We start from the raw sequence: 18,311 nt of genomic DNA on the forward strand, positions 1-18,311 counted from the left end.
AAATTGAAACTAAAAGCCTCATAGGTGGTATATACATATTTAACGGAGGTGTTAAATGATGGATGAATATGGACAAAAGGCATTATCGGAACTAATATCATGGAAAAAGAAAGTAGCCAAGAAATCCGGCAAGCTTGAGCGGATATCCAAAAAGGCACAAATCAAAATGAATAGTTATATTCCAGACCGAGTGCACAAAATGATTACTGATAGTATTAAAGGGATGATAGAGGCCGTATTATCAGGTTCGAAATATATGTCTAAAGAAAAAAATGTAGTGCTTCTATCCTTGCAGCAAAAAGAAGAATGGGTTGCGGAAACTGTAACGGCCTATCGGAAAACGGCCGTTATAGAAGGTGTTGGAACCGGAGCTGCAGGACTTTTAATTGGATTGGCTGATTTCCCATTACTGCTTAGCATCAAGATGAAGTTATTATTCGAAATATCCCGTATATATGGTTTTGATCCAAATAAATATGAGGAACGCCTATTCATACTCCATATCTTTCAGATGGCATTTTCGAGCGAGGAAAAAAAACTGGAAACATTACGGGTAATAGAAGAATGGGATTCAGGGAAATGGCCGGAAATAGACTGGCAAGAATTTCAGCAGGAATATCGCGATCACATCGATGTCATCAAAATGTTCCAGCTAGTCCCAGGGTTTGGGGCAGCTGTCGGTGCATATGCCAACCATCATTTGTTGGAACAACTTGGGGAGACGGCAGTCAATTGTTACAGAATCAGACTTCTAAAAGAGTAAGGGACGGGGAGAACCCGTCCCTTTATCATTACCGTAATAAAGATTCATTCACCTTTTGCGATGATTGTTTCTTATTGTGATAGGTTACAGCTGCAGTGCCTAATATTTTGGCTGCAATAAGCATCGCTTTTTCATCGATGTCAAACAAAGGATGATGGTGCGGATATGTATGTTCATTTTTTGGCTTGGCCCCCGTAAAGAAGAATGTACCTTTCACATTTTGTAAATAATAAGAAAAATCTTCACCTGTCATATCCGGGTCAATTTCCTCTGTAATCAAAACTTCCTTGACGGATTCAGTGCTTTCGATGAGGAATTTAGTTTCCTCAACATGTGGAATAACAGCTGGATAACCCTGAAAGTATTGATATTCATAAGTGCAGTCGGCAGCTAGGCAGGTTCCTTTAATAACCCGCTCCATTTCTTCGCTTATGAATGAACGGACATCTTCCTTGAAAGTGCGGACGGTCCCGATTATTCTAGCCTTATCTGCAATGACGTTAAAGGCATTATCCGCTACAAAGGAACCGACTGTAATGACTGCAGAATCTATTGGGTTAAGGCGGCGGCTTACGATTTGCTGTAGGGCCATGACTAGCTGGGAGCCGACTACGATTGCATCACGGGTTTTATGCGGCTGGGCTCCATGTCCGCCCTGCCCTTGAATGGTGATTTCAAAACGGTCAGCAGCGGCCATAATGGGTCCATAAGCGTATTGGACTGTTCCGGTAGGGACCGTAGCCCATAAATGGGTGCCGAAAATTACATCCACCCCATCAAGGCAGCCAGCCTCAATCATCGGTTTGGCACCTCCTGGAGCATATTCTTCAGCATGCTGATGGATAAATATATATTCACCTTCGAGCTCATCCTTCAGATCATTCAGATTTTTTGCAAGGACAAGGAGTGTCGCTGTATGGCCATCGTGTCCACACGCATGCATTACCCCGGGTACGGAAGATTTATAGGGAACTTCTTTTTCATCCTGAATGGGTAAGGCGTCGAAATCAGCGCGCAAAGCTACGGTTTTACCAGGCTTATTGCCTGTGATTTTGGCAATAACACCATTACCGCCTACATTCGCCCGGTGTTCGATTCCAAGTTTTTCATAATATCCAGCGATGAAGGCAGCCGTTTGGGTTTCTTGAAAGGAAAGCTCGGGATGTTGATGAAGATAACGTCTGATGGAAACCATTTCTTCATATGAACCATCTAGAAGATCGTGTAATCGCTGTATCATTTTGCGCCTCCTAATGATTGGATTAATTGTAAATAGTATATCATATTCTGAATGATCCAAAGTGAATTAAATACCTTGAGGAGATATATATCATGATTAAATATTCCTGGTTTGCTATGGTTTTGATTTGCTTGCTGCTATTCTTTTTTTTGATGCAAGAAGTCGAGAGTGGAAAGCCTTTAGCGTTCGATACATATTTTACGAAACTTATTTCCGTAGGTGAGAATACTTTTTCGTTCACTTTCTTCAAGTCCATTACCTATCTTGGGAAATCCAAGTTCATTGGTTTTGGAAGCTTATTATGTGTTCTATATTTGTGGATAATAAAGAAGGATTATTGGACCATGGCCATCTTCTCTATCGGTATGGCCGGGGGTGATGTATTAAATGGGTGGATAAAAAATCATATTAAAAGAGTGCGCCCTGAAAATCATTTGATGGAGATCGCTGGCTTCAGTTTTCCCAGTGGACACGCAATGGTGGGCCTTATTTTCTTCAGTATGGTTGCTTATTTAATCATGAAAGAAATTAAAGGAAACTCTTTGAAATGGGCAGTGGGAATCGGTTTCGTTTGTCTGGTTCTGCTAATCGGGGTCAGTAGGATCGCTATGAAAGTTCATTTTCCAACTGATATCTTGGCAGGTTTTGCATTAGGAGCGGCATATATTTTAACCTTGTTTAAATTGTATGAATTCCTCGGGCCTAAAGTACTTTGAAAAAAGGGTTCAGATAAAATAATTGTAAATACCCGTTGCATTTCCCCGGAAATAAAGTAGGAATTTGTCGGATTGTTATAGGTTCATATGATTTTTGGGCAGTCCCAAATAACGCTCTGTATTACTATATATTCAAAGAGGCCCATCCTTGAGGGATGGGCCTCCTATTGAGCAAGATTGGATTATTCTTCTGAATCCTTCACCAAAGTATACTGCGTTACATAGGCTTCACCTGAAAACATCTTCTGGCTGGAATTCGTAACGGGAGCTTTGGAGTCGCTGTTATGCGCCTTCTGAAAGGAACTGGATTTCTTCCAGTTCAAAAAATCGGTTTGTTTCTCCCAAATCGTTAAGATTACATAAGTTTCAGAGTTGATTGGCCGCAGTACACGAAGTGCGACGAAACCTGGTTCATTTTCAATGAATCCTGCCCTGTTTTTAAAACGATGTTCGAATACCGGCCTTCCTTCTTCACTGACAGGTATATTGTTCATGACTACATACCCATGATCCTGAAGGTTCCCTTTCCCATCAACTACTTCATACTTACGTGGAGAGCTGAAGAGCGTTTTACCTTCTGTTTCATGTAAAAGTACTGTAGTGTCAGGGTTTTGCATAAGTAATATATTTTCATTCGGATGCTTATCTTTTTTGCTTTTCAAAAAATTGAAACTGCCTGATGTGATGAATACATTCATAAATTCCCCTCCAATATCTATATAGTACCTGTATACCCATTTTACCCAATGAATAGTGCTTTTACCATTTTCAATCTAACCAATAGTCTGATACCGGTAAGATACTTATAAAAAAGTCGATTTTCTGACAAATAAATAGGTTGGCTATACTTCTATTATAGAAAAAGCTATAGTTTAAGGAGATTCGATTTCAAATTCAACATCCTTCTGATATTCTATGTAGGTAATGAATAAAAATAGAAACGTGATTGCTTGAAAGGTGGATATTAATGTCTAAGGAAATTACGAATGATACATTTTTAAAAGCTGCAAGAGGAGAGAAAACGGATCATGTGCCTGTTTGGTATATGCGTCAGGCTGGCCGTTCACAACCGGAATACCGTAAGTTGAAAGAGAAGTACTCCCTTTTTGAGATTACTCATCAGCCGGAATTATGCGCTTATGTGACTAGATTGCCAGTTGAGCAATATGACGTAGACGCTGCGATTTTATATAAAGATATAATGACACCGCTACCAGCCATTGGTGTGGATGTTGAGATTAAGTCCGGAATCGGTCCAGTCATAGCCAACCCGATCCAATCGGTGACAGATGTTGAAAAATTAGGCGAATTGAACCCAGAGAAAGATATCCCATATGTGTTGGACACGATTAAATTATTGACCACGGAGCAATTGTCCGTTCCTTTGATCGGTTTCTCCGGGGCACCTTTCACCATTGCTTCATACATGATTGAAGGCGGCCCATCCAAAAACTACAATAAAACGAAAGCTTTCATGTATTCCGAGCCCAAGGCCTGGTTTGCATTAATGGATAAGCTAGCGGATATGATCATCGTATATGTCAAGTCACAAATTAAAGCCGGCGTTAGTGCCATCCAAATCTTTGATTCATGGGTAGGTGCTTTGAACGTTGAAGATTACCGCGTGTTCATCAAGCCGATCATGACACGTATCTTTACTTCATTGCGTGAAGAAAATGTACCGCTAATCATGTTCGGGGTCGGCGCAAGTCACTTGGCACTTGAGTGGAATGATCTTCCGATTGATGTAGTCGGGCTCGATTGGAGACTGCCAATTACAGAAGCAAGACAAATGGGAATACAGAAAACGGTACAAGGTAATCTTGATCCTGCCCTTCTTTTATCATCATGGGATGTTATAGAAGAACGGACGAAAAGGATCCTGGATCAGGGCATGGAACAGGACGGCTACATCTTTAATCTGGGACATGGGGTTTTCCCTTCCGTAAATCCGGAAACACTGAAGAGGCTGACCGCTTTCATTCATGAATATTCATCAAAAATGAAGTAAGGTGAGCGAACCATTTGCTAAAAATCCTTAATTGGATGCACAATAAAAGAACGAAATCTTTAAATGAGGTGTAATTTCATGTCAAGAAAAAAAATGGGCCTTTTAGTCATGGCTTATGGTACTCCATACACTGAAGAGGATATTGAAAGATATTATACACATATTCGTCATGGGAGACGGCCAAGCGATGAATTGATTGCCGACCTAAAAGGCAGATATGAAGCGATTGGTGGATTATCCCCGCTTGCAAAAATAACGGAAGGACAAGCTGAAGCCCTTGAAAAGAAATTGAATTCCGTTCAGGAAGAAGTTGAATTCAAGGCATATCTTGGACTGAAACATATTGAACCTTTTGTTGAAGACGCAGTGAAACAAATGCATGAAGATGGAATCAAAGAAGCGGTCAGTATAGTATTGGCACCGCATTTTTCAACATTCAGCGTGAAGTCTTATAATGGACGTGCCCAGGACGAAGCCGCTAAATGGGGGGACCTGACCATAACTTCCGTTGAAAGCTGGTATGATGAACCGAAATTCATTCAATATTGGGTAGACCAAATAAAAGAAGTAATCGGGAAAATGTCCTCGGAAGAACGCGATAACTTCGCTTTGATTGTGTCGGCACATAGCCTTCCTGAAAAAATCCTGCAATCAGGAGATCCGTATCCAAATCAACTGAAAGAAACGGCAGACATGATTGCTGAAGGCGCAGGGGTTACCAATTATGCAGTAGGCTGGCAAAGCGCTGGACAAACACCTGAACCATGGTTGGGACCTGATGTACAGGATTTAACCAGAGATCTTCATCGAACAAAAGGTTATAAAGCTTTCATTTATATTCCTGTTGGCTTTGTTGCCGAGCACCTTGAAGTCCTTTATGATAATGATTATGAATGTAAGGTTGTGACAGAAGAGATTGGTGCAGGTTACTATAGGCCGGATATGCCCAATGTTAAACCTGAATTCATCGATGCTTTGGCTACAATCATTTTAAACAAATTACAGGAAAAGTGATTAATCAATAGAGGAAACCAGTTTAACCATGCTTACAATTCGCTCTACATATTTTCATATGAAGTTGATAGATGCCATGCACCTGGAAAAGCGACGCTTTTTTTACTTTACCTGAGTGATTTAAATAAATACCCCTTTTGAAAAAGTGGCTGTCCATTAATGAGGATGGCCATTGTTTCTCTAAAAAATCGAAAATTTAATTGAAAAGACTGAATATTTTTGGTATGATATCGTTGAACATAATGACTATTTTGTCCGTTTGGTCAGGATCGAGGTGGGAAATGTCTGTTGATCGTAAAAAATTAATTTTAGAAGCCGCGACCAAGTCGTTTTCACTTTTTGGATATAAGGCAACGACGATGGATCAAGTCGCTAAAATTGCCAATGTGGGAAAAGGGACCATTTATACCTTTTATAAAAATAAAGAGGAGCTGTTTAAAGAAATCGTTCAGCGGATGATAGAGGAAATGAAATATGAAGCTGAACAATCTTTGGATGATCAATTCTCCTTTTTTGAAAATCTGCATCGGGCCGTTTATCGAATTCTGGAGTTCAGGCAGGAACATCAATTATCTTTAAAACTTCTTCAGGAAGAGCGGGAAATTGGTACGCCGGCCGTTCAGGAAATGGTTAATGAAATGGAAGAAGCCATTGTATCCTACATTAAGGAAAAACTAAAAATAGCGATTGATAAGGGCTATATACAGCCTTGCGATCCAGAGATAACAGCTTTCCTGATGCTAAAGATGTACCTTGCCCTGATTTTTGATTGGGAAAGGAACCATGCCCCGTTAGAGAAAGAGGAAATTGCTGAACTATTTAAAATATATTTGTTCAAAGGATTATCCGTAAAGTGATAATTCTATTTTTTTGCTGAAAGTCAATGAATCCCAATAAAAAGAAGAGATGCCGATGAGCGGTATCTCTTCTTTTTATTGGGGATGTTTTTCAGCTGCGAAACTGAACCTTATATGAATTCATCCTGCTATTTGGGAAGCGGATGGTGGAACACAAGAATACTACTCTCCAGAAAGGCAATGATCACAGTGGTTTCCATAACATTCGTGCTGTTCTTCGATTTTTTTTCCGCATTCCGTGCATTGTTTCGGAGGCAGGTTTTTAAAGAACTCAACGCTACTTTGAATCATGAACATCATCTCCTGAATTATTTTATTATTCGCTTTTCTATAGTTATATTGTATTATAACAGATTTACAATGTCAATGAATGTTTTATAACATAAGTAAAAAAGGTGAAATAAGGGCAAGAATAGTTTATATTAATGGGGAAGTCATTGAGAGAAAAAAAGGAGTGCCTAAGCATGAAAATCACCGTAATTGGCTGCTGGGGCGGTTATCCAGCTAAAAATGAGGCAAGTTCCGGCTATTTGCTTGAATATGAAGATTTTCGCATTCTGCTTGATTGTGGCAGCGGTGTTCTATCACAGCTGCAAAACCATATGAAGCCGGAGGATCTTGGTGCAGTTGTATTATCCCACTATCATCCGGATCATGTAGCGGATATTGGTGTCCTGCAGCACGCTGCGTTCATACAGCAGATATTGGGCAGCGAAAAAAGGACGATTCCTATTTATGGTCATGATTTGGACGAAGTCGAGTTTGGTAAGTTAACTTATAAAGACGTGACAAAGGGGATAGCCTACACTGCTGATCAACCCTTAACCATTGGACCGTGTAAATTTACGTTCATGAAAACAAATCATCCAGTCCCTTGTTTTGCAATGAGGATTGAAGCAGAAAATCATTCGATAGTTTACACAGGGGATAGTTCATATATGGATGAGCTTGCAGATTTCGCTAAAGACGCAAATGTTTTACTATGTGAAAGTAACTTTTACAGTGATATGGATGGTTCAAAGGCGGGGCATATGACGGCAAGAGAAGCGGGCATGCTAGCGGAAAAGGCTGACGTCCAGCTTTTGCTGTTAACTCATCTCCCTCATTATGGGAATCTTGATCAACTGAAAAAAGAAGCATCCGAGGTATTCAAAAGGGAAATAGCTGTAGCTAAAACCAATCTCGAATTCCAACTATAAATGAAACATCAGTGATATGAAGTCTACAAGGAGGAACAACTGTGCTTTTTATTGATAATAAGGGAATTACAGATCCAAGAATTAACCTTGCCATTGAAGAATATGCACTTAAACATTTAAATATAGATGAAACCTATCTTTTATTTTACATTAATCGTCCTTCAATCATCATAGGAAGAAATCAAAATACGATTGAAGAAATCAATGCCGATTATGTAGAAGGAAATGGCATTACAGTTGTTCGCCGCCTTTCCGGGGGGGGAGCGGTTTATCATGACCTAGGGAATCTAAATTTCAGTTTCATTACGAGGGACGATGGGGATAGTTTCCATAATTTCAAGAAATTCACCCAACCTGTCGTGGAAACGCTTGAGAAACTTGGAATACATGCTGAATTGAGCGGTCGTAACGATATTCTGGCTGAAGGAAAGAAAATTTCGGGAAACGCGATGTTTTCAACGAAGGGCAGAATGTTCAGTCATGGGACATTGCTGTTTAAATCAGAAATGGATCATATTGTATCCGCTTTAAAAGTGAAAAAAGATAAAATAGAGTCAAAAGGGATAAAATCAATAAGAAGCCGTGTCGGTAATATTGCTGATTTCTTAAAAGAACCGATGTCTGTTGAAGAGTTCCGTTCGTTCCTTCTGCAAAATATTTTCAAAGATAGCGGTAAGGTTACAGAGTATATTTTAACGGAGACGGATTGGGAGAAAATTCACATAATCTCTGAAGAAAGGTATCAAAACTGGGAGTGGAATTACGGAAAATCGCCTAAATTCAACTTGCAAAACTCACATAGATTCCCTGTGGGGTCTGTTGACATCCGCCTTGAAGTGAACAGGGGAATTATTGAAAATTGTAAAATCTACGGCGATTTCTTCGGGGTCGGAGAGGTTGCGGATATTGAACAAAAGCTTACTGGAACACGTTATGAAAAGGAAGCAATCAGCAGGGTACTAGATGAGATCGATGTTCGTCATTATTTTGGCAATGTAACGAAAGAAGAAATATTGGCACTAATATATTAAGCCACAAAAGCCGTCCCGACTTAATAGGACGGCTTTTGTGCCTAATAATGACAGTAATTGCTTGAATATGGATAAAATTGTTGCTGTAATAGCTTTCTTTTAATATAATAAAAATGTATTTAGTTCACCATAAAAATGAATGACTATTCATTCATGCTATTTGCAGGGGAGGGAGAAAGATGAATTTATCTGAACAGCTTCATCAAATGGCTTTAAAAAAGGCGGATAAGCCAGCATATTACTTTATGGATCAATCCACTTCATATGGGGAATTGGATAAAGCCGTTACGAAGTTCGCAGACGAATTACATAGGCTGGGTGTTTCCAAAGGTGATAACATTGCGCTGTTATTAGGCAACTCTCCACATTTCATCATTTCGTTGTATGGGGCTATGCGAGCAGGGGCGACCGTAATTCCCGTCAATCCAATTTACACACCTGACGAGATTGGTTATATCCTTAATAATGGCGATGTAAAGGTTGTTGTGGCATTAGATAAGCTTTTACCCTTACTAGAGAAAATGAACCCGATCCTCTCAAGCGTAGAACAATATGTTATTTGCGAAACGCAGCAGGATAATGGGGATATTAGCGAATTTAACATCTACCCAAAAATGAAATCGTTTACAAAAATGATCGAAACGGGGGATGACGGTTTTAAAGGGCCAGAACTGGATCCTGAAGATACGGCAATCATACTCTATACTTCCGGAACAACGGGGAAACCAAAGGGGGCCATGCTCACACATACCAATATCTACTCCAATGCACATGATATTGGTGAATATTTAAAAATCTCGGAAAGTGACCGTGTCATTACGACATTGCCAATGTTCCATGTTTTCAGTTTAACGGTAGTTGTGAATGCCCCATTGATAAGCGGAGGTACGCTTTTAATTGTCCCGCAATTCAGTCCAAAGGAAATATTCAGGCAAATCAAAAAATATGATGCAACCGTTTTTGCTGGAGTGCCTACGATGTATAACTTTCTTTTCCAATATCCAGATGCGAATGAAGATGCTTTGAAGTCGTTACGAATATGCATATCGGGAGGATCCGCAATGCCTGTGTCCCTTCTTGAATCATTCGAGCGAAAATTTAATGTCAGGGTTTCAGAAGGATATGGCTTATCCGAAGCTTCCCCAGTTACCTGCTTCAATCCTTTGGATCGTCCAAGGAAGTCGGGATCCATCGGAACCTCCATCCTTAGGGTGGAAAACAAAGTGGTCAATGAGCTTGGAGAAGAAGTGCAAATCAATGAGGTAGGAGAATTGGTTGTCAGAGGTCCGAATGTAATGAAGGGCTATTATAAAATGCCTGAAGAATCAGCCGCTGTCTTGAAAAATGGTTGGTTATATACAGGCGATTTAGCCAGGATGGATGATGAAGGCTATTTTTTCATTGTAGATCGTAAAAAGGAGCTTATCATCGTCGGTGGTTATAATGTCTATCCACGTGAAGTGGAGGAGGTTCTGTATGCCCATCCTGAAGTAGTTGAGGCAGCAGCCCTAGGCGTTCCCGATCCCAATCAAGGGGAAGTGGTTAAGTGCTATGTGGTAAAGAAAAACAATGCATTGACAGAGGAAGAACTGCTTGCCTATTGCATGGAACATTTGGCCAAATATAAAGTACCGGCAAAAATTGAGTTTTTGGCTGAACTTCCAAAAAACGCGACTGGTAAAATTTTACGTCGCTCTTTGAAAAACCATGTACTGCAAAACTGAATTTCATTGATCATAAGGAGATCATTGCCTATATCCGGCAATGGTCCTTTTTTTGTACAACCAAAGTGTATCATGCTGCATAAAATATATTGGAGAATCTTAAAACCTTGATTCTTGTTTCGAAAAGAGTTATGATTGTCATTAAAAATTTCCACATAATTGTAAGGAGGGGTTAGATGAGAGATGTAAAGCTTTTGGATATTTTTACACATCCCATTGCTCAAAAATACTTGAACCGTTCAGGTCTGGCACATGCGATTGCGGTAGCATACCATGCGTTTCACTTAGCAAACGAGTATAATGTCGACCCTGATATTGCTGCTAAAGCTGGACTTTTGCATGATATGGGTCATTTCACCTGGTATCGCAATGGTAAATGGGATTATGATTTGTATAAACAAAATGATATTCACCCCATCAAAGGTGCAGAACGAGCACATAAACTTTTAATCCGCTTGGGGGAAAACCCGATAAAGGCAAAGACCATTTCCCTCGCCATTTTATTTCACACCGATTCGTTCTTACCTTCAAATGATATTATTCGTACACCGCTTCAGCAAGTCGTCAAATGGGCCGACGAAAAAGATGAAGAAGAAGGTGGAAAACACCATTATCGCAAAATTGATTTTCCCCGGGCACAGGAGAGCATCATGAAACTTGATACGCTCATAGATGAGGAACAAAGAAGAAGGCTATCATCCTGAAGACAAACGGGTGATAGCCTTTTTACTGTCAGGAGGTACACTTTTTAAGCATTTTACAGTTTAAATTTGTTATCAGGTGAATTAATGATGTAAAGTATAGACCAATAGAACTATTAGCGCGGGCAATTATAAAAAATTATCGGATTAATAACAATAATGAAAGTAACAGGTGATGTTATGAAGTCGATTAAGCTATTGATATATGGTGGTCAGGGAAGATTTGAGGAATTCATCGAAAAAGAAGAAGACATTAAGGCCATAGGGGTGACTGGAAGTGAAATGGACCTTCTTGATTTTAATCACACATCATCAGTCATGCCAGATGTCATTCTTATTGATGCCCGGTCATCTGGGAAGTATGGACAGGAAGTCATGCCGATCCTAAAGGTAAAACATCCATCCACTCCTTTCCTCATTTTTACTGACTATTCAGAAGATCATTATCTTATCGAAGCGATATGCCATGGTGCAGCAGGTTATGTGTTACAGGATGGCGGAATGAAACAAGTGCTGTCGGCAATCCGTCAATGTGCCAACGGTCAGATAGTTTATCCCGCCTCATTTAAATCAATTTTAATGAAGAAGCTGCAGCAGGATGTTGAAAGATCACCAGTAACTTTGGATAAGGCAATCGAAAAATTGGGGGCCTTTTCTAAACGCGAGTATGAACTGCTTATCCTGCTGACCCAAGGTGAAACAAATCAGCAAATCTCAAAAAAACTTTTTCTATCCATCGGCACGGTAAAAAACTATATAAGCCGTATTTACAAAAAACTGAATGTTAATAATCGACCGGAGCTTATGGCACTTTTGTATAGTTTTCAAAAAAGCGGGATGAAGGGATGACTACTCATGCCCGCTGTTCCGTTAGTCGGCTTCATTATCGATTTCGCATTCCAAAAAATTTGATGAAACGATTTACATCAAGGTAATTAGGTGCCGGCAAAGGGATAAAGTCGTCGTTACCTTAAACCTCCAAAGCCCTCCGTTTTTTTAAAAATATCTCTGCATATTCATCATTTCATCTCCTCGATGTCAATATTATCCCGGAAGTACATTTTTGACTGAAGGTGTATTCTGTGAAATCTTAAGGTTGATAATAAAGAAGAAAAAATAAAAAAATGATGGAGATTGAAAGGAATAAATAATATAGAAGGGAAATGCGGTTCTAACCTGTCCATTTTGGATTAAACTATTAAGAGGAGATTCGTTTAAGGAGGGGCATCATGGTTAGAAAATGGGCTGGAAGAGCGATTCTGTTATATATCCTTTATGCAGCGGCGATGTATTGGTATATTTTTTATGGAGCTGATACCTCGATTCCCGAAGCTTTGCGTGGAACTGCAGCAGATCCTGCAACATTTCTGAATGCAAGGGAACTAAAGCTTAGCGAAGAGTATTCAGGACTGCGGAATTTTATTTTTTTCGTATCCAGGCCATATGAATGGCTGCTGTATTTCTTCATTTTATTATTTGGTTTTTCAAAAGCATTTGAAAAGTCGTCAATGGCAGTCTCGAAATGGAAAGCGGTCAGAACGGGCATCTACTTATTCTGGCTTTCCGTTATTTCTTACCTGGCACTGTTTCCAATCAGTTTCATCGGATATCGGATGAGCAGGAGTTACCATATAAGCACACAAAGTTTCACCTCGTGGATGAAGGATGGAGTCATCGAATTCTGGGTGAATTTCGGGATGATGTTCATCATCGTGTCCGTTTTGTATTGGTTAATGAAGAAAAGTGTGAAGAAGTGGTGGCTCTATGCTTGGATGTTGTCCATTCCATTTACCTTGTTTCTGATGTTTGTACAGCCTGTATTGATTGATCCGCTATATAATGAATTCTATCCGCTCAAAAATAAAGAGCTGGAAACGGAAATATTGGCACTTGCCTCACAGGCTGAAATTCCTGCTGAACACGTGTATGAAGTAAATATGGCGGAAAAGACAAATGCCTTGAATGCATACGTGACCGGCATAGGTTCCAACTCAAGAATAGTCCTTTGGGATACGACCCTGCACAAACTGAAGGAAGATGAAATCCTTTTTATCATGGCACATGAAATGGCTCATTATGTGGAAAAGCATATTTATATAGGGATTGCAGGTTATTTAGGACTGACTTTAATCGGTTTGTGGATGACATCGAAAATCATGAACTTTATCATTAAACGCTGGGGCCATCTGTTAAAGGTTCGTTCTATTGACAGCATTTCTTCTCTTCCTTTATTTCTCTTAATAACGTCTGTGCTGCTCTTTGCTTCGAGTCCGCTGTCCAATTATGTTTCCAGATATCAAGAAACAAGGGCTGACCGTTATGCCATTGAAATGACCGGGGATAAAGAATCAGCAATCACGACGTTCCAGGAACTCACGAGGTCGGGTTTGAGTCAAGTCAACCCACCATTCCTGGTTAAATGGCTGCGGTATTCCCATCCAACCATGCTCGAGCGGATTTCAACGGTTGAAAATACAGATACAAAGGGTGATTGAAAGCCAGCTGAAAACCAGCTGGCTTTTTTCTTCTATATCGGAAAAATGTAAGTTTGTAAGTTGTTTTCAGAAAAAACTATTATTTTTAAAAACCTAAGGTTCTCTACTATAATAAATTAAATTCCCAGTTCGTTTTAAGGAGATCGGATATGTATAATGTACTTTTGATCACTATGGGCTCAGTGCTTGTTGCAGTAGCCTATAACTTATTTTTGATACCTCATTTAATTTTAAGCAGCGGACTTAGTGGACTTGCGATTATGTTCGGAATCATCACTCCGGTCAACACAGGGATATTGAATTTTCTGTTGAACCTGCCATTGCTGATTCTTGGATACTTGAAATTAGGGAGACGCTTTATCACCTATACGATATTATCAGTTGTCGTGATATCCGTCAGTTTATACCTCATTCCAGTTCACGGAATATCCACTGATCCGATTTTGTCTTCTTTATTTGGCGGAATCATATCGGGATTCGGTATAGGCATCATCTTTCGTGCTTCAGGTTCTTCAGGCGGTTTTGATATCATTGCCATGCTTTTGGCTAAGAAGAGCGACTTTCCACTTGGTACATTGCTTTCGGTGATGAATGCAGTTGTGGTGGTTATCTCAGGCTTCATCTTTGGTTGGGATGCCGCATTATATACGCTGATTTCCATTTATGCAGCAGGAAAGGTGATCGATACGATCCATTCCAATCACATTAAATTAACATTGATGATCGTTACCAAAAAGAGTGACGAAATGAAAACCAAGCTCTTGACCAACCTTTATCGTGGAATTACAGTCATGGATGGTGAAGGTGCATATTCAGGAGAAAAGAGTAAAGTAATGATGACAGTCATTACACGTTATCAGTTAACCGATGTAAAAACGATGATAAAAGAAGTGGATCCGAATGCTTTTGTCAATATAACCGAAACAGCCGAGGTCATGGGGATGTTTCATAAAGAGTGATGATAATTAGAAAAGCCTCCCAATATTATGGGAGGCTTTTCTGATCATTAGGCTTTTTTATTCATGCATTTTAATTGCCGAACTGTTTTAGTAAAACGTTCATTTCAGAACTTAGTTTTAAGAATAAAGGTTTGTTTTTCATATCCAAGGCTTCATCGATCTGTTTTGCAAGGATATTCTTTTTGGTAGTAAGGACGGCTTCCTGAATAATCATATCAATTAACATTTCCTGAACCACGGCATCGTTTTTCATTTCGCTCATTGATAAGGACTTCACTGACTCTGAATAAGATTTTTCATTTTTCAAAGTTACCACCCCTGACCCTTTTTATTATTATATGGATTTGAGCGGATAAAATCAACTGAAAATTTAAAAAATTTAAACATTAATAGAGAATGTGTCATTTAGATGACGAAAAAGCCACTAAATAAAAGAATTCTTAATTTTTCGTGAACTCCCTTTTTATGTTTTAGGGTTGTGCTATTATAGTGAGTAATTTAACATACATTTACTATTCCCCTTCACTCTTCTTAGACAATGGGGAATGGAGGGGTACAAGCAATCAAGAGTATAAGCTTCGGTAAAGTAAAAGCGGTGTTTAGTAATGAGGAAGAGGTGGATTAAAAATGAAGGAAAACAATCAGGGAATCATCGAGGAATATGAAATCACGCCACATACACTAATGGTTTCGCCAATCAATTATGGCAGTAAAATATATTCCCGTATCGTTGAAATGGAGGACGAGTTCATCTCCCCGTTTAAACCCATGGAAATAATAAAGAAAAGCTGTGAGTTCTTCGGATCAAGTTATGAAGGACGCAAGCAAGGCACGAAACAGCTCATAAACATCACACATAAAGCACCGATCGCGATTGATCCGACCAGTTCGATTTTCTTCTTTCCGACTACATCTCCGTTGCGTCCTCAATGCATCTGGCTATCACATGAGCATGTGGCATCCTATGATCGCCTGGATTCCAAACATACAACCATCACATTCAGGAATAGACAAACTATCGATATAGCAGTATCATGCAGTTCTTTCGAAAACCAGCTGCACCGGACATCTTTTTTAAAAACGAAATTGATCCAGAGAATTGAGGAGACAAAGAGGAAATCCTTCTATCTGTTTTCCGATGCAAATGGGGCAAAGGCTTCAGAGGTAATGTCAAAGTATATACCGCGTTAGTGGGGTTTCAGGGATAATCATAAAAGAATGCAAACGGGATTCATTCAAAATTAAAGCAAGCCCTTCTTATTAAAGAAGGGCCCCGGAATTAATCCTCAAATAATTCATCCATTAAATCGTCAATCTCTTTTCTTAACTGCTTAGTGCCTTCTTTGGAAATGGTGATCGTATTACCATCGATAATCAGCATATCTCCTACTTTTGCTCCCTTGGGAAGAGCGCTTTTAGGAAAATCCTTCATGTCGCCACCTTCGATTTCAACGACAGCGATCTTTCCCTCGAAGCGATCGATAATTCCTTGTACCATTTATTTCACCGTCTTTACAGTAATTTTCTGACCTGTAGAAGTAAAAATAATGTTACCTGATTTATCTGTGCGATAAGTTTTGGCTTTCACTGAATTCAACCGTTTTACAACAGTAGAAGTAGGGTGCCCATATCCATTTTTCCCTACACTGATTACAGCGTATTTCGGTTTTGCTTTGTTAATGAAAGCTGAACTTGTTGATGTTTTTGCACCATGATGGCCGACTTTAAGTACATCCACACTTGGTACCAGTTTTTTAGCCAGCATATCTGACTCTGCTTTTACTTCAGCATCACCTGTAAACAAGAATGTTTTTTTGCCGTGTTTAAGTAAAAGGACTGCACTCCAATTATTTAAGTCAGACTTAGCATATTCTTTAACAGGTGCAATGAATTTAAGGGAATTATCCTTAGCTTTAGTGTTGATTTCCACGCCAGTCTGCGCCTTTTTTATTGTAAGCTTCTTCTGCTTAACAGCCGTTAAAAAGTCTTTGTATGCTTGGGTAGTATGAGAAATTTTAGGGGCATACACAGATTTCACATTAAGCGATTTTATCACATAAGCCAGACCGCCCACATGATCCGCATCTGGGTGAGTTGATACTAATGCATTAAGTGTTTTTACCTTTTGTTTTTTTAGGTAGGCTACAACTTCGTCGCCCTTTCCTTTACCGCCGCCATCGATTAAAACGTTTTCGTTACCTGTTTGAATAAGGATTGAATCTCCTTGTCCTACGTTGATGAAATGTACCTTCACATTTGAGGCTGCCTCGGTTGTTTTAAGTCCTGTGAATAAAGACAAAACAAGAACAGCGACCAGTAGAATATTTATTTTCTTCATTTTTTTCCCTCCAATAATAATTTACCATGTGTAACAGGGAAAATGGGGATTTGGACATAATTTTCCTTGTGATAAAAAAAGGAAGATGGGCGTCTGAATCGTGGTTAGGTAAAATAGACCTAGGTATTTATGTTTAATTAACAAAGCTATTAAATTACAGGTGAAAAGACAATAGAAAATCTATTTCTCTCAGAATATTATAAGAAGAATGTTATAAGAGTTTACATGCTTGGTATTGAAGGAGCAGGCTACGTATCTGAAGTTGAAAGTACAGAGCGTTATAGAGAATGTTGATGAGTTTGTTTACTGCTTAAGAATAATAGATGAATATTATGGAGTTCGACCGGATGATATAAGCAGAATTGAATAGATATAAAACTTGTAATGAATATATACAAGATAGCTTTCAAGAGGCAATTGAGAACTAGGATTGATACCATATCGGAAATGTCTTGCACTTTCAAATTAATTATTTCTTATAAAAACCATACAAATAAAACATTGCATGGTTTTTATAAGAAATAAGGGATTGAGGAAATTTTTTACAATCAAGCAATGGGGTATGAATTTGTTAATGGTTCACTTCATAATGCATAATATAATAGACACCACATGATGTATCAATAATTTTGTTCAGTATTTCACAAGCGTTTTCGCGAAAGGTTCTTATTTTTTTGGCAGGTAAATTAATACTTTACATATCAATTGATGGTTACAAATAGATGATAGTAAGTATGGATATGCAATTAACAATCTTTTGCAAAAACATTATACGGACTCTAAAATGATAGTGTTGGATAATGGTTATTATACGAGCCCGACCTAATATCGTTAAGGACTGTGTCCTTGAATCGTTCAGTTCAAATCATGAGTGATGTGTTACATTCTTCGGCGGGTAATGACATTAGTTACTTTACCATTGATTTGTCGAAGCGCCTCTTTCAAGAAAGCTGTTTTCCTAACTTTCTCATCAATATGATGAGTGCTTTGGTTTGATGAGGGTGGAAACGATCATAACGGGGGTCACTCCAACCTTTGCCAAGGAATATGTAAATAACTTTGATTTAAAGAATCTTAAAACTAAAATGGTTCACTTGATTACATAGGTTATGCCTTGATCGAAAATTGAAAATCCATGTTTGAACAAGCCAATTATTATATGATTATGGAACATTCATACAGGTGAATGGAGGTAAGTAAGTCCTATAGATCTTGATTATCAAAAATTGGCCTCCCGTAACTTTATGAAGCAGGAAAGGTGGG

At 39.0% G+C, this 18,311-nt stretch carries 19 protein-coding genes; 13 read left to right on the plus strand and 6 right to left on the minus strand.

The window, feature by feature from the left end; translation table 11 throughout:
- The first annotated feature begins 55 nt into the window (after nt 1–55).
- A complete protein-coding gene (locus MKY17_RS06100; RefSeq protein ID WP_339201496.1) occupies nt 56–763 on the plus strand; it encodes an EcsC family protein in 708 nt (235 codons plus the stop codon).
- A 28-nt stretch (nt 764–791) separates the two neighbouring features.
- Here MKY17_RS06100 and MKY17_RS06105 read toward each other — a convergent pair whose 3' ends face one another.
- On the minus strand, nt 792–2,003 hold the full coding sequence (locus MKY17_RS06105) for a M20 family metallopeptidase (RefSeq protein WP_098371358.1): 1,212 nt from the start codon (nt 2,001–2,003) through the stop codon (nt 792–794).
- A 92-nt stretch (nt 2,004–2,095) separates the two neighbouring features.
- Between MKY17_RS06105 and MKY17_RS06110 the strand changes: the two genes are divergently transcribed.
- The gene (locus tag MKY17_RS06110) at nt 2,096–2,719 is read left to right on the plus strand and encodes a phosphatase PAP2 family protein (RefSeq protein ID WP_098371357.1); all 624 of its coding nucleotides are present in this window, start codon (nt 2,096–2,098) and stop codon (nt 2,717–2,719) included.
- Between the two features lie 182 nt (nt 2,720–2,901).
- On the opposite strand, the gene MKY17_RS06115 is transcribed toward MKY17_RS06110, so the two are convergent.
- Nucleotides 2,902–3,417: an antibiotic biosynthesis monooxygenase gene (locus MKY17_RS06115; protein WP_098371356.1), complete on the minus strand. Its 516-nt coding sequence runs from the start codon at nt 3,415–3,417 to the stop codon at nt 2,902–2,904.
- Nucleotides 3,418–3,686: 269 nt separating this feature from the next.
- Here MKY17_RS06115 and hemE point away from each other — a divergent pair, with 269 nt between their 5' ends.
- The 3 genes from hemE (at nt 3,687) to MKY17_RS06130 (ending at nt 6,601) form a co-directional block, all read left to right on the plus strand.
- Nucleotides 3,687–4,730 carry a uroporphyrinogen decarboxylase gene (gene hemE, locus MKY17_RS06120; protein ID WP_098371355.1) on the plus strand — a complete coding sequence of 348 codons (1,044 nt, stop codon included), beginning with the start codon at nt 3,687–3,689 and terminating at the stop codon, nt 4,728–4,730.
- 78 nt (nt 4,731–4,808) lie between these two features.
- Nucleotides 4,809–5,744 (plus strand): ferrochelatase, encoded by a 936-nt coding sequence (gene hemH / locus MKY17_RS06125; RefSeq protein ID WP_098371354.1) that lies wholly within the window; start codon nt 4,809–4,811, stop codon nt 5,742–5,744.
- 281 nt (nt 5,745–6,025) lie between these two features.
- The gene (locus MKY17_RS06130) at nt 6,026–6,601 is read left to right on the plus strand and encodes a TetR/AcrR family transcriptional regulator (RefSeq protein WP_098371353.1); all 576 of its coding nucleotides are present in this window, start codon (nt 6,026–6,028) and stop codon (nt 6,599–6,601) included.
- Nucleotides 6,602–6,763: 162 nt separating this feature from the next.
- Here MKY17_RS06130 and yhfH read toward each other — a convergent pair whose 3' ends face one another.
- Nucleotides 6,764–6,892: a protein YhfH gene (yhfH, locus tag MKY17_RS06135; RefSeq protein WP_065310849.1), complete on the minus strand. Its 129-nt coding sequence runs from the start codon at nt 6,890–6,892 to the stop codon at nt 6,764–6,766.
- Nucleotides 6,893–7,065: 173 nt separating this feature from the next.
- Here yhfH and MKY17_RS06140 point away from each other — a divergent pair, with 173 nt between their 5' ends.
- From MKY17_RS06140 to MKY17_RS06170, 7 genes are all read left to right on the plus strand, one after another.
- Complete coding sequence (locus MKY17_RS06140; protein ID WP_098371352.1) at nt 7,066–7,800, plus strand: MBL fold metallo-hydrolase; 735 nt, start codon at nt 7,066–7,068, stop codon at nt 7,798–7,800.
- A 41-nt stretch (nt 7,801–7,841) separates the two neighbouring features.
- A complete protein-coding gene (locus tag MKY17_RS06145; RefSeq protein ID WP_098371351.1) occupies nt 7,842–8,831 on the plus strand; it encodes a lipoate--protein ligase in 990 nt (329 codons plus the stop codon).
- A gap of 179 nt (nt 8,832–9,010) precedes the next feature.
- Complete coding sequence (locus tag MKY17_RS06150) at nt 9,011–10,555, plus strand: fatty acid--CoA ligase family protein (protein ID WP_098371350.1); 1,545 nt, start codon at nt 9,011–9,013, stop codon at nt 10,553–10,555.
- Between the two features lie 176 nt (nt 10,556–10,731).
- Entirely contained in the window at nt 10,732–11,259 is a 528-nt protein-coding gene (locus MKY17_RS06155) for an HD domain-containing protein (RefSeq protein WP_098371349.1), read from the plus strand.
- A gap of 177 nt (nt 11,260–11,436) precedes the next feature.
- Nucleotides 11,437–12,105, plus strand: a complete 669-nt coding sequence (locus tag MKY17_RS06160) for a response regulator transcription factor (protein ID WP_179891050.1) — start codon at nt 11,437–11,439, stop codon at nt 12,103–12,105.
- Nucleotides 12,106–12,485: 380 nt separating this feature from the next.
- The gene (locus tag MKY17_RS06165; protein ID WP_098371347.1) at nt 12,486–13,751 is read left to right on the plus strand and encodes a M48 family metallopeptidase; all 1,266 of its coding nucleotides are present in this window, start codon (nt 12,486–12,488) and stop codon (nt 13,749–13,751) included.
- 149 nt (nt 13,752–13,900) lie between these two features.
- Nucleotides 13,901–14,710 carry a YitT family protein gene (locus MKY17_RS06170; RefSeq protein WP_098371346.1) on the plus strand — a complete coding sequence of 270 codons (810 nt, stop codon included), beginning with the start codon at nt 13,901–13,903 and terminating at the stop codon, nt 14,708–14,710.
- A 70-nt stretch (nt 14,711–14,780) separates the two neighbouring features.
- Here the strand turns inward: MKY17_RS06170 and MKY17_RS06175 are convergent, their stop codons facing one another.
- Nucleotides 14,781–15,017 carry an IDEAL domain-containing protein gene (locus tag MKY17_RS06175; RefSeq protein WP_034314641.1) on the minus strand — a complete coding sequence of 79 codons (237 nt, stop codon included), beginning with the start codon at nt 15,015–15,017 and terminating at the stop codon, nt 14,781–14,783.
- 320 nt (nt 15,018–15,337) lie between these two features.
- Here MKY17_RS06175 and MKY17_RS06180 point away from each other — a divergent pair, with 320 nt between their 5' ends.
- Nucleotides 15,338–15,901 carry a competence protein ComK gene (locus MKY17_RS06180; RefSeq protein ID WP_098371345.1) on the plus strand — a complete coding sequence of 188 codons (564 nt, stop codon included), beginning with the start codon at nt 15,338–15,340 and terminating at the stop codon, nt 15,899–15,901.
- Nucleotides 15,902–15,989: 88 nt separating this feature from the next.
- Here MKY17_RS06180 and MKY17_RS06185 read toward each other — a convergent pair whose 3' ends face one another.
- Nucleotides 15,990–16,208: a DUF3006 domain-containing protein gene (locus tag MKY17_RS06185; RefSeq protein ID WP_098371344.1), complete on the minus strand. Its 219-nt coding sequence runs from the start codon at nt 16,206–16,208 to the stop codon at nt 15,990–15,992.
- The gene (locus MKY17_RS06190; protein ID WP_098371343.1) at nt 16,209–17,048 is read right to left on the minus strand and encodes a ComEC/Rec2 family competence protein; all 840 of its coding nucleotides are present in this window, start codon (nt 17,046–17,048) and stop codon (nt 16,209–16,211) included.
- Nucleotides 17,049–18,311 lie beyond the last annotated feature (1,263 nt).

Source organism: Peribacillus sp. FSL P2-0133, from assembly GCF_037975445.1.
GTDB lineage: Bacteria > Bacillota > Bacilli > Bacillales > DSM-1321 > Peribacillus > Peribacillus simplex_E.

Bases quoted from the DNA above. Each gene is read 5' to 3' on its own strand.
- MKY17_RS06185 (WP_098371344.1), bottom strand. From the start codon at position 16,208: ATGGTACAAGGAATTATCGATCGCTTCGAGGGAAAGATCGCTGTCGTT.
- MKY17_RS06170 (WP_098371346.1), top strand. From the start codon at position 13,901: ATGTATAATGTACTTTTGATCACTATGGGCTCAGTGCTTGTTGCAGTA.
- MKY17_RS06110 (WP_098371357.1), top strand. From the start codon at position 2,096: ATGATTAAATATTCCTGGTTTGCTATGGTTTTGATTTGCTTGCTGCTA.
- MKY17_RS06150 (WP_098371350.1), top strand. From the start codon at position 9,011: ATGAATTTATCTGAACAGCTTCATCAAATGGCTTTAAAAAAGGCGGAT.
- MKY17_RS06190 (WP_098371343.1), bottom strand. From the start codon at position 17,048: ATGAAGAAAATAAATATTCTACTGGTCGCTGTTCTTGTTTTGTCTTTA.
- MKY17_RS06155 (WP_098371349.1), top strand. From the start codon at position 10,732: ATGAGAGATGTAAAGCTTTTGGATATTTTTACACATCCCATTGCTCAA.
- MKY17_RS06105 (WP_098371358.1), bottom strand. From the start codon at position 2,003: ATGATACAGCGATTACACGATCTTCTAGATGGTTCATATGAAGAAATG.
- MKY17_RS06165 (WP_098371347.1), top strand. From the start codon at position 12,486: ATGGTTAGAAAATGGGCTGGAAGAGCGATTCTGTTATATATCCTTTAT.
- MKY17_RS06140 (WP_098371352.1), top strand. From the start codon at position 7,066: ATGAAAATCACCGTAATTGGCTGCTGGGGCGGTTATCCAGCTAAAAAT.
- MKY17_RS06130 (WP_098371353.1), top strand. From the start codon at position 6,026: ATGTCTGTTGATCGTAAAAAATTAATTTTAGAAGCCGCGACCAAGTCG.
- MKY17_RS06100 (WP_339201496.1), top strand. From the start codon at position 56: ATGATGGATGAATATGGACAAAAGGCATTATCGGAACTAATATCATGG.
- MKY17_RS06115 (WP_098371356.1), bottom strand. From the start codon at position 3,417: ATGAATGTATTCATCACATCAGGCAGTTTCAATTTTTTGAAAAGCAAA.
- hemH (WP_098371354.1), top strand. From the start codon at position 4,809: ATGTCAAGAAAAAAAATGGGCCTTTTAGTCATGGCTTATGGTACTCCA.
- MKY17_RS06180 (WP_098371345.1), top strand. From the start codon at position 15,338: ATGAAGGAAAACAATCAGGGAATCATCGAGGAATATGAAATCACGCCA.
- hemE (WP_098371355.1), top strand. From the start codon at position 3,687: ATGTCTAAGGAAATTACGAATGATACATTTTTAAAAGCTGCAAGAGGA.
- MKY17_RS06160 (WP_179891050.1), top strand. From the start codon at position 11,437: ATGAAGTCGATTAAGCTATTGATATATGGTGGTCAGGGAAGATTTGAG.
- yhfH (WP_065310849.1), bottom strand. From the start codon at position 6,892: ATGATTCAAAGTAGCGTTGAGTTCTTTAAAAACCTGCCTCCGAAACAA.